Origin of the sequence: Streptomyces sp. NPDC005303, assembly GCF_040607335.1 — a bacterium.
Taxonomy (GTDB): domain Bacteria; phylum Actinomycetota; class Actinomycetes; order Streptomycetales; family Streptomycetaceae; genus Streptomyces.
Map to the genome: position 1 here is coordinate 1 of NZ_JBEXGM010000023.1, position 14097 is coordinate 14097.

Sequence of the window (14097 nt, forward strand, 5' to 3'; positions counted from 1 at the left end):
AGTTCGGCGACCTCGCTCGCCTTCCAGCCAGCGCCGGAATCCGCAGAGCCCCGAGGACCACCCCGTCGCTGTCGTCCACCAGCATGTCCAGCCGCCGCTCCGCAGCCACGGCACCCGTCGTTCCCTATGCGGTTGTACGTGCCCGCGCCGTCTCCCCGAGTGGACGGCGCCGGGCGGCTCTGTGCGTGGTCGCCCCTAACTTTCCGCCAGGATGTGGGAGAGCTCCTGATCCAGATCGAAGTGACGGTGCTCCGTGCCCGGGGGCACGGCGGCGTCCGTCCGCTTCAGGAAGGACTCCAGGGCCCGCGCCGGGGCCTCGAGCAGTGCCTCGCCCTCCGGAGAGCTCAGGGCGATGCAGACGACGCCCTGACCGTGACTGCGCGACGGCCAGACTCGGACGTCGCCGGTTCCGGTGGGCCGGTGCAGGCCCTGCGCGAGGAGGTCGCGGGCGAACACCCACTCGACGGTCTCCTCGGCTCCGGTGTGGAAGGTGGCGTGCACGGCGTAGGGATCGGCCGTGTCGTACCGCAGGCCTGCGGGGACAGGCAGTGAGGACTCGCTCGACACAACGAGGCGCAGGTGCAGCTCGCAGCTGACCGTGGTGTTCATAAGCGCCAGGGCCTTTCGCTCAGTGTGCGCTCGGGGATTCGCACGTCGGCGAAATCGACATGCCACCTACGGTGCCGTTGTAAACCCCTCTGAGTGTTTTGCGTGCCTTTACGTAACTCTTCCGGCCGAGGGTCCCTTGGGGAGGTACGACCATTCCGGTGACGGGTTTCTCTCCGGTAGGGTTCGGCTGTATGAATACGGGGAGTGACGAGCCACGCGAGGTTGCCGTGGTACCTGACGAGCAGGCCGGCGAGAAGTCGGACGAGGCGCAGGACGAGCAGGGGCTCGGTTCCAGGGCGCCGGAATTCATCAAGTCGCGGCGGCTGCTGCACCTGAGCTGGCAGGTCCTGGTCTTCGTCATCGGCCTGGCGGTCGTGGTGGCCGGCATCATCATGCTGCCGCTGCCCGGGCCCGGCTGGGTAGTGATCTTCGGCGGTATGGCGATCTGGGCGACCGAGTTCGTCTGGGCCCAGCTCGTCCTGCGCTGGACCAAACGCAAGGTGACCGAGGCGGCCCACCGAGCCCTCGATCCCCGGGTGCGCCGGCGCAACATCATCCTGACCTCGATCGGCCTGGTGGTCATCGGCGCGATTCTCGGGGTCTACCTGTGGAAGTTCGGCTTCGAGATGCCCTGGAACATCAAGGACCAGTGAGCCGCGCGGGGGGTGCCCTGCCTGTCACCGCTGGTCACAGGCACCCCCTGACATGGGGTAATCTTCTTCCTGCGTCCGGGCGATTAGCTCAGTGGGAGAGCGCTTCGTTCACACCGAAGAGGTCACTGGTTCGAACCCAGTATCGCCCACCCGGACCGACGGCCCGTCTGCGAGATCGCGGACGGGCCGTCGGCGTGTGCGCGGCCCGCAGCGAGGGCGGGGGACCGCCGCCTCCGCTTCGCGCGACGGTCAGCGGCGCCCCTTGTCGGCGCCCGTCCTTTTTCGGCCGCCCGTCGATTTCCCGCGACGCCCTGCCTGCCGTTCGACCGGTCGACCCCGCGCCTCTCACCTGGGGCATCGTCAGTTCGCCCGTGCCGCGCGCCGGTTGGAGGCGCTCCGCTCTCTCACCACAGTCACAATAAATTCCTGTCCGAATCATTGACGCACCTCCAGGGCCTCCGTAACTTGTGCCAGCAAGCGCTTACTTGAAACGATTCATGCAGGCGACGACGCTGCGGGGAGGGGCCCGACTGTGGGAACCAACAGGAATGTCGAGAGGCGAACCATCCTGAAGGCGGCCGGGGCTACAGCGGCGACGCTGGGGCTGGCCGCGACCACCGGGTGCGGTGGCGACAGTGACAGTTCCGCGGACGGAACGGTGACACTGCGTTACGCGTGGTGGGGTGGCGAGCCGCGCACCATCGCCATCAAGAAGACGATCGCGCTCTTCGAGAAGAAGTACCCGAAGATCAAGATCAAGCCGGAATTCACCGACTACGAGGCGTTCTGGGAGAAGTTCCAGACCCAGGCCTCCGGCGGGAATCCCCCGGACGTTTTCCAGAATGCGGTCGGTTTCCTGCGCAAGTACGACAAGCGCGGTGTTCTGCTGGATCTCAAGTCCCAGGCGGACGCCGGGAATCTGAGCCTGGACAACTTCCGCAACGGCGTTCTGGCGAACGGTCAGGTCGACGGCAAGCAGATCGCCATTCCGGTCGGCGCCAACACCATGGCGCTCGTCATCGACCTCAAGGCCTTCAAGAAGGCGGGCGTCGAGGCGAAGTTCGGCTGGACCTGGGACGAATACTTCGCCGCGCTCCAGACCATCCAGGACAAGCTGAAGATCTCCGGCGACACCGGCTACTTCGCCATCATGTACCTCTACGACCTGTATCTGCGTCAGAACGGGAAAGCGTTCTTCACCGACTCCGATCTCGGCTTCACCGAGGACGACCTGACGCAGTGGTGGACGGACGGCTACAAGCGCGTCAAGTCCGGGCTCGTCGCCGACCCGAAGAAGATCGAGCAGGTCAAGCCCAAGTCCGGTCTCTCGGCCGGCCTCGCGGCGTCCGAGTTCACCTGGGACAACTTCTCCATCCGCTACGAGGGCGAGGGCGATTCGGACTACGGGCTCGCGCCCATCCCCACCACGGACGGCAAGCAGACCGGCCAGTACCTCGGATCGCTGATGCTCAGCGGCTTCTCCGGGACCAAGCACCCCAAGGAAGTCGCCCAGTTCATCAGCTTCATGGTCCACGACCCCGAGGTCGGCAAGATCATGGGCTACGACCGCGGCATCCTCGCCACCACCGAGCAGTACGACGCGTTCAAGCCGGCCGACGCCCAGAACAAGGGTGTCGCGGCCTACGAGGACGAGGTCGCCAAGGCGGGCGTACTCGGGAAGATCACCCCGCACCCGTCCGGCGCCGACGTCATCGAGGCGGCGTTCCTGCGCCTCGGCGGTGAGGTCGCCCAGGGCAAGTCCAAGCCGGCCGACGCCGCCAAGGCGCTGTTCAGCGAGGCGAAGGCCGCGTTCGCGGGCTGAGGGGACGTACCACCATGACGCTCGTCAAGGAAGCGCCCGTGCGCCCGGCCGGGAAGCGGCCCGCCGCTCCCGCCGCCGGGCGGCGCGGGCGGCGCCGCGAGAACCTCGCCGGCTATCTCTTCATGTCGCCGTGGATCGCGGGTTTCCTGCTGCTCACGGCGGGGCCGATGATCGCGTCGCTGTACTACGCGTTCACCCGGTACAACCTGTTCACGCCGCCCGAGTGGGTGGGCTTCGACAACTTCACCACGATGTTCCACGACCCGCGCTGGCAGAAGTCGGTGGAGGTCACGCTCAAGTACGTCGTCGTGGCCACCCCGCTCAAACTGCTGCTCGCGCTCGGCGTCGCGCTGCTGCTCGCGCAGAGCCGCCGCGGCCAGGGCCTGTACCGGGCCGCGTTCTACATGCCCTCCCTGATCGGCGCCAGCGTCTCCGTCGGCTTCGTGTGGCGGGCGCTGTTCTCCGACGACGCGATCGTGGACCGTACCCAGAAGATCTTCGGCGTCGACGTGGGCGGCTGGATCGGCAACCCCGACTACGTCCTCTACTCCCTGGTGGCCCTCAGCATCTGGCAGTTCGGTGCGCCGATGGTCATCTTCCTGGCAGGTCTCAAGCAGGTCCCGCGGGAGCTGTACGAGGCGGCCCAGGTGGACGGGGCCGGTCCCTTCCGCAGGTTCTGGAACATCACGCTGCCGATGATCTCCCCGGTGCTCTTCTTCAACGTGCTGCTGGAGTCCATCCACGCGTTCCAGGTGTTCGGCTCCGCCTACGTCGTCTCCGACACCCGCTGCGGGCCAGCCGACGCCACCCTCGTCTACACCTGTTACCTCTACCAGAAGGGCTTCAAGGAGGCCCAGATGGGCTTCGCCTCGGCGATGGCCTGGTCGCTGGTGGTCGCGGTGGCGCTGGTCACGGCGGTCCTGTTCTGGTCGCAGAAGAAGTGGGTGCACTACGAGGAGGCCGCCAAGTGACCACTGTCAGCACCCCCGCGGTGCGTACCGCGAGTGAGCGGCGGCGCACCGGATCGATTGCCTGGCACGTGGGCGCGCTCGCCGTCCTCGCGGTCGTCCTGTACCCCGTGATCTGGGTTTTCGGAGCCTCGTTCAAGCCGAGCAAGGACATCGTCGCCAGCATCGACCTGCTGCCCGCCAAGCCGGTCTGGGCGAACTTCTCCGGGCTCGCCGACGGCATCTCCGGCATCTCCATCAGCAGCTTCTTCGTGAACTCGCTGATGTACGCGGGTCTTGCCGTGGCCGGTGTCGTGATCTCCAGCTCGCTGACCGCGTACGCCTTCGCCAAGATCCGCTTCGCCGGGCGGAACCTGCTGTTCACGCTCATGATCGGCACCCTGCTGCTGCCGTACCACGTGCTGCTCATCCCGCAGTACGTGATGTTCCGCAAGCTGGAGCTCGTCGACACGCTGGTGCCGCTCGTGGCCGGCAAGTTCCTGGCGACGGAGGCGTTCTTCGTCTTCCTGATGGTGCAGTTCATGCGCGGGCTGCCGCGCGAACTGGACGAGGCCGCCAAGCTCGACGGCTGCGGGCACCTGCGGACCTACTGGTCGATCGTGCTGCCGTTGTGCCGCCCCGCCCTCATCACCAGCGCGATCTTCACCTTCATCAACGCGTGGAACGACTTCATGGGGCCGTTGATCTACCTCAACACCCCCTCCAAGTACACCGTCTCGCTCGGCCTGATGATGTTCCGCGACCAGGAGGGCATCTCCAACTACGGCAGCATGATCGCGATGTCGCTGGTGGCGCTGGTGCCGGTCATCGCCTTCTTCATGGCCTTCCAGCGCTATCTCATCGACGGCATGGCGACGTCCGGACTGAAGTGAGGCGGTCACCATGGCGCAAGCGCGTGTGAAGGCCCGCAGGGCGTCCGTGTTCGGCGGCGAGCGCTTCGCTCTCTTCGCCGAGACGCTCCTCACCGGCGTGTGGATCGCGGTGGCCTGTCTCGGACTCGTCACCTACCCGGCGGCCTTCGCCGCCGGGGCCCGGCATCTGCGGCGTCGTACCGGCCATGAGGGCGGCGGCTGGCGGGAGTTCGTCGCGGACTTCCGTACGGCCGTGCGCCGCGGGTGGCTCGTAGGGGTCGCCGGGTGGGTCGCGGCGGCCGCGGTCTGGGTGGACGTCCAGGCCGCGCGGGCCGGGATCCCCGGCGGCCCGCTCGTCGGGGCCGTCGGACTGTTCGCGCTGATCGGCCTCGCGGTGGCCGGGCTGCGCGCGGCGGCGGTCTGGGCTCCGGGTGCCTCCTGGCGCACGCTGCTCGCGGACGCCGTACGCCGGACCCTGCGCGACCCCGCCGGGTCCTTCCTGATCATTGCCGGCCTGGCCATCGTAGCCCTGACCGCGGGGTTCATCGCGCCGCTGGCGGTCCCGGTCCTCGGGGCCGTCGCGGCGGCGGCCGTCGCCGTGGAGGAGCGCTACCGGCGCCGCTGACGAGCGGCGCCCCACAACAAAGGTCGGCGCCTCGGCGTCGCACCTGCCTCTGTCATGCCCCTGTCCAGCCTGTTCCATGGAAAGGAATGGCCATGTCCCCCATCCCCCGCAGGTCCATCCTCAAGGCGGCCGCCGTCGCCGGTGCCGCCGCGCAGTTCAGCTGGGCGCTAGGAGCCAAGGACGCGCAGGCCGCGCCGAGAGCCGCCGAGGCCGACGACTCTCCCGTGCCCCTGGACTGGCTGGAGGAGGGCGGGCTCGGCGCCGCGCCCGGCTCCACCGTCGGTGTCCCCTGGCCCAGGGGTACTTATCAGGAGGACCAGAAGTTCGCGGTCACGGACGCGGACGGCAAGGCCGTGCCGGTCCAGTCCTGGCCGATCGCCTACTGGCCCGACGGCTCTCTCAAGTGGACCGCGCACGCGGTCAGTTCGGGCAACGGCAAGCTGACGCTGAACGCCGGTGACGCCGCCGTACCCGACAAGAAGGTCACCGTCGACCAGAGCGGCGGCACCATCACCGTCTCCACCGGCGTCATCACCGCGAAGATCGGCAAGTCGGGCGCGACCCTCATCAAGTCGGTCACCCGCGGGTCGACGGAGATCGCCAAGAACGGGCGGCTCGTGCTGATCCGCCAGCCCGAGATCGAGGACGAGGACCAGGGCGCGGTCAGAACCGAGCGCTTCGAGGGGGCCATCTCCGAGGTCACCGTCGAGCAGTCGGGCCCGGTCCGCGCGGTCGTCAAGATCGACGGCAAGCACCGCAAGGGCAACCGGAGCTGGCTGCCCTTCTCGATCCGCCTCTACTTCTACGCGGGCGCCGACTCCTTCCGCATGGTGCACACCATCACCTTCGACGGCACCCAGGAGCCCGGCAAGGCGAGCGGCGACTTCATCCGCGGCCTCGGCGTCCGCTTCACCGTGCCGATGCGCGACCAGTCCTACGACCGCCACATCCGCATCGGCGGCGAGGGCACCGGTCTGCTGCGGGAGGCCGTCAAGGGCATCACCGGGCTGCGCCGCGACCCCGGCATCGCCGTGCAGGAGGCCCAGTACGCCGGCAAGAAGCTGCCCGACCCGGCCACCTGGGACCAGCGGGTCACCACCCGGCTCCAGTACATCCCCGAGTGGGGCGACTACACCCTCTCCCAGCTCTCCGCCGACGGCTTCACCCTGCGCAAGCGCACCAAGAAGGGGCACGGCTGGGTCGGCGCCGGCGGCGGCAGGCGGGCCTCCGGGTTCGGCTACGTCGGTGGCGCGAGCGGCGGATTCTCCTTCGGCCTGCGGGACTTCTGGGAGCGGCACCCCTCCCAGCTCGACATCCGCGATGCCCAGACCGACGAGGCCGAGGTCACCCTCTGGCTCTGGTCGCCCGAGGCCCAGCCCATGGACCTGCGCTTCTACCACGACGGCATGGGCCAGGACACCTTCGCCGAACAGCTCGAAGGCCTCAACATCACCTACGAGGACTACGAGCCGGAGTTCGGCACCCCCTACGGCATCGCCCGCACCTCGGAACTGCTGTTCTGGGCCAACGAGTCGACGCCGTCCCCGGAGGCGCTGGCCGAACAGGTCGAGGCCGTACGGGTGCTGCCTCAGCTCGCCGCCCCGCCCAAGCAGCTCATCAAGGCGAAGGTCTTCGGGCCGGGCCTGTACTCCGAGCCCGACCGCTCCACGCCCGCCAAGGCGAAGATCGAGGACCACCTCGACTTCCTCTTCACCTACTACAAGGACCAGGTGGAGCAACGCCGTTGGTACGGCTTCTGGGACCACGGCGACATCATGCACACCTATGACACCGTCAGGCACCAGTGGCGGTACGACATCGGCGGCTACGCCTGGGACAACTCCGAGCTGTCGCCGGACATCTGGCTGTGGATGGCGTACATCAGGTCTGGTCGAACCGACATCTTCCGGTTCGCCGAGGCGATGACCCGGCACACCGGTGAGGTCGACGTCTACCACCTCGGCAAGTGGGCCGGACTCGGCACCCGGCACGGGGTTCAGCACTACGCCGACAGCGCCAAGCAGCAGCGCATCGCCAACACGACGTACCGCCGCTACTACTACTTCCTCACCGCGGACGAGCGGGTCGGCGACCTCATGCACGCCAACGTCGACTCCGACGAGACGTTCCTCGTACTGGACCCCCTGCGCAAGGTCCGCACCGACCCGTACACACCCGACCGGCACGCCCTGTCGATCGGGTTCGGCACGGACTGGAGCGGGCTCGTGTCGGCCTGGCTGACGGAGTGGGAGCGCAAGGGCCCCAAGTGGGAGAAGGCCAAGGCCCGCGTCCTTTCGACGATGGAGGGCATCGCCGCCCAGCCCAACGGGTTCGTACAGGGCAGCGGCCTGTACGACCTCGACACGGGCAAGTTCGCCGTCGCTTCGACGCCGGTGGTCGGGGTCTCGCACCTGTCCGCGGTGTTCGGGCTCAACGAGCTGTGCGCCGAGCTCATCGATCTCGTCGACATGCCCAAGTTCAACGAGGCGTACTTCGACTACTGCCGCTACTTCAACGCGACCAAGGCCGAGCAGGCGGCGCGCTACGGCTCCAACTTCGGCTCGCTGCTGCTGTTCCAGGGGCACTCGCGGCTCGACGCGTACGCGGCCGTGAAGACCGGTGACGCGAAGCTGGCCACGCGCGCGTGGGACAAGTTCTACAACTCCGACGGGTACAAGGAGTCGGCGCCCTGGAAGACGGAGGCGTTGAGCGGGCCGGTTTCGTTGGTGGCGGGTAGTGAGGCGGCGTGGGTGTCGAGCAACGACACCGCGCTGTACGGGCTGGCCGCCATCGAGAACCTGGCGCTTCTCGGGGACAAGATGCCGTAACGATCCGTGGGGAACTGCGCGTCCGTGGTGGCTGGTCGCGCAGTTCCCCACGCTGCTTGCGGGGGCGTTTCAGTGCATCCTTGTCAGGATGTTCCGTACTCGTCGGGCGTCCCTCAGGCGGTGTTCGTACGTGGCTCCCAGTGCGAGCAGGAGGACGCCGGCCAGAGCCGGGGGCACCCAGCGGGGGAGGGCGTCGGTCACCTGGACGATGTACGGGGCCAGTTCGTGCAGGGCGTCCAGGAGCAGGACCGCGCCGCCCAGCAGGAGCGGGGCCTGCAGGCGGTGGCCGGCGCCTGCCAGGGTGACCGACAGGGCCGCCATGCCCAGCAGCAGTGGGCGCTCCCAGTGGGGATCGCTCCATGCCGCGACGAGGCTCGGCACGAGGGTGACGGCCAGTCCGGGGGCGTACGCCGTCCAGGACGAGATCCGCGGGTCACGGCGGTGACGCAGGACGCCGACCAGCAGCGCGGGAATCGTCACCGGAAGCGTGTACGCCTCCGGGGTGCCCACGTCCCAGGCCGCGAGGCGGACCCAGGTGGCCGCGAGGAACAGGGCGGCGGCCGCGTACCCGACCGGGCGGCGGTCCGTGCGGATCGCCGTGCCCGCGGTGATGACCCCGCACAGGGCCAGGACCGTGGCGAGCAGGGGGACGTCGGTCGCCGCCAGCGCGATGGCGAGCAGTCCGGCCGCCGCCCCGGCCGCCTCGACCGGCACGATGGCCTTCGGGTCAGCGAGTCGCGGGGCCAGCAGGGCCGCGGCCGCCGGGATCACCAGCACCAGGAGGGCGGTGTGCGCCGGTGACCAGTTGGTGACGGCACCGGTCGCACCGGCGAGCGCGGTGCCGTAGACCAGGGCGGTCGGGGCCGTGAACGGGGCGAGGCGCCAGGAGGCCGCTGTGAACAGTGCGACCAGGCCGGACAGCACGATGAGGGTCGCGGTCTGGGACGCGAGGGCGAGCAGAGCAAGGCTCGCGGAGGTCACCAGTGCGAGGACGAGGGCTGTGCGGTGCCGGCGCAGGAACACGGCTGCCGTGAGGGCCCCGATCGTCACGGCGCCTTGGACCAACAGGCCTGCGGCGTAGGAGAGTTCGAGCTCGGCCGGGAGCGTGAGTGCGGTGGCCCCGCTCAGGCCCAGGGCCCCGGCCAGGGCCCGAGGACGCCAGGTCGTGTCCCGTACCGCCAGGGCGAGCACGCCCGCGACGGCGGCCAGGACGACCGGAACGGCCTCCGCGTGCGGCGGCCAGGTCATGCCGACGGTCACGGCGGCGCGGGCGTCCGACGGGGCGCCGGTCCAGGCCTGTGAGGCCCAGGCGAGCGGACCCACCACGACGGCACCGACGACCGGCAGGGCCCACAGCAGGGCCAGTGCCTGTACGGCGGCGGAGGCCCAGATGAGACCTCGTCGTACCGCGTCCGGCAGGCGATCGAGGCGGAGTGCCGCCAACAGGGCGATGCCGAAGGCCAGATGGACCGGGACCGTCCACAGCTCGGGCAGTGCGGGTCGGGCGGCGCCACCGAGGGCCGCCACCGTCAGCAGCCCGGAGGCGACGACCAGGCCGAGCCACCGCTTCTGCCAGGCCGCCCCCAGGGCGATCGCCGATGCGAGGAGAAGGAGCGCCGCCGCACGGGCGGCGGCGCTCGGACCGGAGGCTGTCCAGGTCAGCCAGCCGGCCGCCAGTACGCCCAAGGCGCCCACTCCGTACGCGCCGATCGCGGCGACCACGCGTACGGACCTGGGCGTCACCCGGAGCGCCACAGCCGTGTCGAATCCGGCCGTCACCAGGAGCGCGGCCGTAAGGCCGTAGGAGCCCGCGTTGGCCGCGATCGCCCAGAAGAAGAGCGGGAGTTGCGCCGCGACCAGGGCGGCCGGGCGGGGCAGGCGCAGTTCGCGGACGCGCGGCAGGAGACCGTACGCCGCCCAGACTCCCGCCAGCAGGGCGGAGGAGACCGCCGTGTACGGCGCGCCGGCGCTCTCCAGGAACACGGCCCCGTGCAGCGCGACCGCGTCCAGGACCGTCAGAGCCAGTCCCAGGCCCGCCACCGACTCGGCCGTCGAGCGCAGCCCGCGCTTCAGCAGCGGGAGCGGCGCGGCGAGCGCGGCCACCGTGACGGCGCCGAGCACCAGGGCTCGGCCGGTGATCCCCAGGTGGCCCCAGCTGACCAGCGTGAACACCATCGCCGCGACGGTGAGCAGGACACCCCCGAGCACCAGGAGGACGTTCTGCACGCTCGGTGCGCTCGCCTCGGGGCGAGGGGGTGCGTCGGGCGTCGGACCGGTCGGCTGCGGCGCCGGCCACTTCGGCTGGAGCGCGGCGACAAGCCAGGCCCGACGGGCCAGCAACTGAGCCCGGCGGGCGTCCAGTTGCCACAGCTCGGCGTCGAGGAGCCGCAGTTCCTCGGCCGGAGGCGGGATATGCGTCATGCCCTGAAGTGTGTGCTGCGTCACGCGGCGAGACATGAGTACACGTACTCAAAACGTACTCGGATCCGATGCCAGACTCTCCGCATGGACTGGACCCGATACCGCTTCCGCAGCCTGTGGTCCCTGCCCGCGAAGCCGACCGTCGTCCACGACGTGCTGGAGCGCGCAGAGGACTATCCGCGCTGGTGGCCCCAGGTGCGCGAGGTGCGACGGCTCGACGGCACCACCGGGGTGATCACGATCCGCGCCGTGCTGCCGTACGACCTGGTCTTCACCGCGCGCGAGGTGCGGAGCGACCGGGCTGCCGGGGTGCTGGAGATCGCGATGGAGGGCGATCTCGACGGCTGGGCGCGCTGGACGATCACCGCGGACGGCGAAGGCAGCCTCGCCCGCTACGACCAGTTCACCGAGGTGCGCAAACCGCTGCTCCGGCGCTTCGCCGTGCCCGGGCGGCCGGTCTTCCTGGCCAACCACCGGTGGATGATGCACGCCGGGCGACGGGGGCTCGTCGCCTACTTGGAAGCGGTTTGAAGGAAAGCCGCGGGGACCTGTATTGTTCAGTGCGTTCCCGGGCGATTAGCTCAGTGGGAGAGCGCTTCGTTCACACCGAAGAGGTCACTGGTTCGAACCCAGTATCGCCCACCCGGAAAAGGCCGGTCTGCATCCGCAGACCGGTTTTTTGTGTCCAGTGTGTCCAGTTGTGTGTCTTGTGGGGGCGGCATGAGTGGTGGGGCGGGCAGACGAGGGTCGCGGAAGGCGGTTTCGGTACGACGGCGCAGGGTGCGGTCCCTGATCGTCATGCTCGTCGTCCTGGCCGTGTTCGGTGGGATCGCCGCTCTCGCGCAGACCCTCGCGAACACGGAGCGGGTCACCTCGATGTGGGTCGGTGCCCAGATACGCGCCGACGGCAGCGCCCGGATCACCGAGGTCATTGACTACGACTTCGGGCACTCCGGCGACTCGCACGGCATCTTCCGGGATGTGCCGGGTTCGCCGTTCGAGGGGGACGACGTGCGCGTCAGCCTGGACGGCCACAAGGTGCCCTGGAAGGACACGTACGGCGACTATTACCGGGATGTGACAGGTGAGCAGCAGCTCGCCGACCGGCTCAAGGTGGGCGACCCCGACCGTCTGGTCAGCGGAGTCCACCGCTACCGCATCCAGTACACGCTCCCCGAGGTGGTGAAGAGCGGCAGGCTCGCGTGGGACGCGGTCGGCACCGGCTGGAAGGTCGACCGCTCGCACGTGGAGATCCATGTCGTGGACGCCCACGGGTTCACCGGTCTGCGCTGCCGCCACGGCAGTTGGGACAAGGGGAAGCCCTGCACGGCCGAGCAGAGCGAGCCGGGCCATCTCGTGATCGCGCTCGACAAGCTCAACGGCAGCGAGGGACTCACGCTGTACGCCACGGCGGCGAAGACCAGGCTCGCCGACGTGGCGGCACTGCCCGCGGCGCCTTCCGGCAAGGCCGTCGGTACGACCCTTCCGCATCCTCTGCGCAACGGCGGCATCTTCCTCGCCGTCGCGCTCGCCTGCGCCGGACTGACCGTCTGCGCGTTGCGGTTCCTCGGACGCGACCGGGTCGCGGAGGACGGCGGACGTGAGCGGCGCGTCGAGATCGAGCGGCTCGGCCGGGACGTGACCCCGTCCGCGACCCCGCCCGAGGACCTGACACCGGCCCAGGGCGGCATCCTGCTCACCGACAGAGTCGACGGACGGCACAAGGTGGCCTGGCTGCTCACCGCCGCCGCGGACGGCCACCTCACCATCCAGGGGGACGATCGGCACCCGGTCCTGCGACGGCGCAACTCAGGGGAGCGGATGGACCCGGAGGCCAAGGGCGTCCTGCACGCGATGTTCTCCGGACGCAGCAGCCTCGCCCTCGGATCGAGTGACCTCTGGTTCCGGCGGGCCTGGGACGATCTCTCGCGGAATCTGGAGCAGTGGCGCACGACGAGTGGCCTGTGGGACATGTCCGCCAAACAGCGTCTGCTCGCGTGGGGGCTGGTGGACGTGGCCGCGCTGGCGCTGGGCTTCGTCCTCGCGATCACCGGCGGCATCCTGAACGGCCACAGGATCGCGGCCGGAACGCCCGTCATGCTCGCGGGCGCCGTCGTCGCCGGCCTCGGCATCGCCGTCGCGGCCCGGTCCTGGGAGCTGGACCGGCGCACCCCGCGCGGCACCGAACTCTGGCTCCGGGTCGAGGCGTTCCGGCGTTACCTGGCCGACCCGAGCAGCCGTCCCGACGCCCTGCCCGTCGGTGAGCAGGCGGACCGCTACGCGGCCTGGGCGGTGGCCCTGGGCGTCGAGTCCGCCTGGGAACAAGCGGTCAGGGCCTCGACCACGAGGCCGGCCGGGAGGCGGCGCTTCTCGCTCGATGTCACCGACGTCCTGCTCGTCGCGGTCGTGCTGTCCGCCGCGAGTCCGCCCTCCAGCTCAAGCGGATCCAGCAGCTCGGGAGGCGGGGGTTCCACATCCGGGGACGTCGGTGGTGGCGCCGGCGGCGGAGGTGGCGGCTCCTGGTGAGGTCCGGGGCGTCGGCTGCGGCGCCCCGTTCCGTCATGCCGCCGCGGGCAGATCCGGACGCAGCGGCCAGGCCGGGTCCACCGACTCCTCCGACCCGCTGCGCGCGAACCAGGCCTGCAGGCCCCGCGCCTGGGCCGCGTGCCACACCGCCTGGAGGTTGTGCAGCTCCGGCGGTTCCAGCCGCTCCAGCCGGGTGGCGAAACGGCGCCCTACCGCCCGTACGACCTCCAGCGCCGCCTGGGCGTCGGCCGCGGCGTCGTGTGCGCCGTCCAGGGTGACGCCGTAGTGCTCGCACAGGTCGGTGAGGGTGCGGCGGCCCTTGCGGTAGCGGTCCAGGTGCTTGTCGAGGACCCGCGGATCCAGCACCAGCAGCGGCGAGGAATCCAGCCAGCGGTCCAGCGACGAGGCGCGATGGCGGCGCAACTCCCGGTCCAGGATCGTCAGATCGAACGGCGCGTTCATCACCACCAGTGGACGGCGCGCGGCCGCCTGCTCCGCCAGTGCCTCGGCTATCTCGAACATCACCGGCGCCGGCCAACGGCCGTTGCGCTGGAGATGCTCGTCCGTCAGCCCGTGCACCGCCGTCGCCCCGGCGGGCACCGGCACACCCGGATTGACCAGCCACCGGCTCACCCGTGGCCGGGTGCCCGCCGCGTCCTGGACGACGACGGCGGCCGACACGATCCGGTCGGTCTCGACGTCCACGCCGGTGGTCTCGGTGTCGAAAGCGGCCAGGGGCCCTTCGTACCAGCACGTCATAGCAACACAACCCCTCGTTCACCCACGGCAGCTGA

General features: G+C 69.8%; 11 protein-coding genes, 2 tRNA genes and 1 pseudogene. 10 read left to right on the plus strand and 4 right to left on the minus strand.

Going from position 1 to position 14097, the window contains the following annotated elements:
• Both ABZT93_RS27745 and ABZT93_RS27750 read right to left on the minus strand, forming a co-directional pair.
• Positions 1-103 (minus strand): annotated as a pseudogene (locus ABZT93_RS27745) (diacylglycerol kinase); the annotation flags it as partial.
• 92 nt (positions 104-195) lie between these two features.
• Positions 196-609 carry an SsgA family sporulation/cell division regulator gene (locus ABZT93_RS27750; protein WP_356109684.1) on the minus strand — a complete coding sequence of 138 codons (414 nt, stop codon included), beginning with the start codon at positions 607-609 and terminating at the stop codon, positions 196-198.
• 191 nt (positions 610-800) lie between these two features.
• Here ABZT93_RS27750 and ABZT93_RS27755 point away from each other — a divergent pair, with 191 nt between their 5' ends.
• From ABZT93_RS27755 to ABZT93_RS27785, 7 genes are all read left to right on the plus strand, one after another.
• Positions 801-1262 (plus strand): TIGR02611 family protein, encoded by a 462-nt coding sequence (locus ABZT93_RS27755; protein WP_356109688.1) that lies wholly within the window; start codon positions 801-803, stop codon positions 1260-1262.
• A 77-nt stretch (positions 1263-1339) separates the two neighbouring features.
• Positions 1340-1411: transfer RNA gene (locus ABZT93_RS27760), tRNA-Val, on the plus strand.
• A 383-nt stretch (positions 1412-1794) separates the two neighbouring features.
• Positions 1795-3084: an extracellular solute-binding protein gene (locus tag ABZT93_RS27765; RefSeq protein ID WP_356109691.1), complete on the plus strand. Its 1290-nt coding sequence runs from the start codon at positions 1795-1797 to the stop codon at positions 3082-3084.
• Positions 3085-3098: 14 nt separating this feature from the next.
• Complete coding sequence (locus ABZT93_RS27770) at positions 3099-4055, plus strand: sugar ABC transporter permease (RefSeq protein ID WP_356109694.1); 957 nt, start codon at positions 3099-3101, stop codon at positions 4053-4055.
• Positions 4052-4924 carry a carbohydrate ABC transporter permease gene (locus ABZT93_RS27775; protein ID WP_356109697.1) on the plus strand — a complete coding sequence of 291 codons (873 nt, stop codon included), beginning with the start codon at positions 4052-4054 and terminating at the stop codon, positions 4922-4924. Before ABZT93_RS27770 ends, ABZT93_RS27775 begins: the two co-directional genes overlap by 4 nt.
• Before the next feature lie 10 nt (positions 4925-4934).
• Positions 4935-5528, plus strand: coding sequence for a hypothetical protein (locus tag ABZT93_RS27780; RefSeq protein ID WP_356109700.1), 594 nt, complete (start codon positions 4935-4937; stop codon positions 5526-5528).
• Positions 5529-5620: 92 nt separating this feature from the next.
• Positions 5621-8356 carry a Tat pathway signal sequence domain protein gene (locus tag ABZT93_RS27785; RefSeq protein WP_356109702.1) on the plus strand — a complete coding sequence of 912 codons (2736 nt, stop codon included), beginning with the start codon at positions 5621-5623 and terminating at the stop codon, positions 8354-8356.
• A gap of 69 nt (positions 8357-8425) precedes the next feature.
• Here ABZT93_RS27785 and ABZT93_RS27790 read toward each other — a convergent pair whose 3' ends face one another.
• Positions 8426-10777, minus strand: a complete 2352-nt coding sequence (locus tag ABZT93_RS27790) for a hypothetical protein (protein ID WP_356109705.1) — start codon at positions 10775-10777, stop codon at positions 8426-8428.
• Between the two features lie 84 nt (positions 10778-10861).
• Here ABZT93_RS27790 and ABZT93_RS27795 point away from each other — a divergent pair, with 84 nt between their 5' ends.
• The 3 genes from ABZT93_RS27795 (at position 10862) to ABZT93_RS27805 (ending at position 13303) form a co-directional block, all read left to right on the plus strand.
• The gene (locus ABZT93_RS27795; RefSeq protein ID WP_356109708.1) at positions 10862-11308 is read left to right on the plus strand and encodes an SRPBCC family protein; all 447 of its coding nucleotides are present in this window, start codon (positions 10862-10864) and stop codon (positions 11306-11308) included.
• Positions 11309-11347: 39 nt separating this feature from the next.
• Positions 11348-11419, plus strand: a tRNA-Val gene (locus tag ABZT93_RS27800).
• Between the two features lie 138 nt (positions 11420-11557).
• Positions 11558-13303: a DUF2207 domain-containing protein gene (locus tag ABZT93_RS27805; RefSeq protein WP_356109711.1), complete on the plus strand. Its 1746-nt coding sequence runs from the start codon at positions 11558-11560 to the stop codon at positions 13301-13303.
• A gap of 33 nt (positions 13304-13336) precedes the next feature.
• On the opposite strand, the gene ABZT93_RS27810 is transcribed toward ABZT93_RS27805, so the two are convergent.
• Positions 13337-14062: an exonuclease domain-containing protein gene (locus ABZT93_RS27810; RefSeq protein WP_356109713.1), complete on the minus strand. Its 726-nt coding sequence runs from the start codon at positions 14060-14062 to the stop codon at positions 13337-13339.
• Positions 14063-14097: the final 35 nt, after the last annotated feature.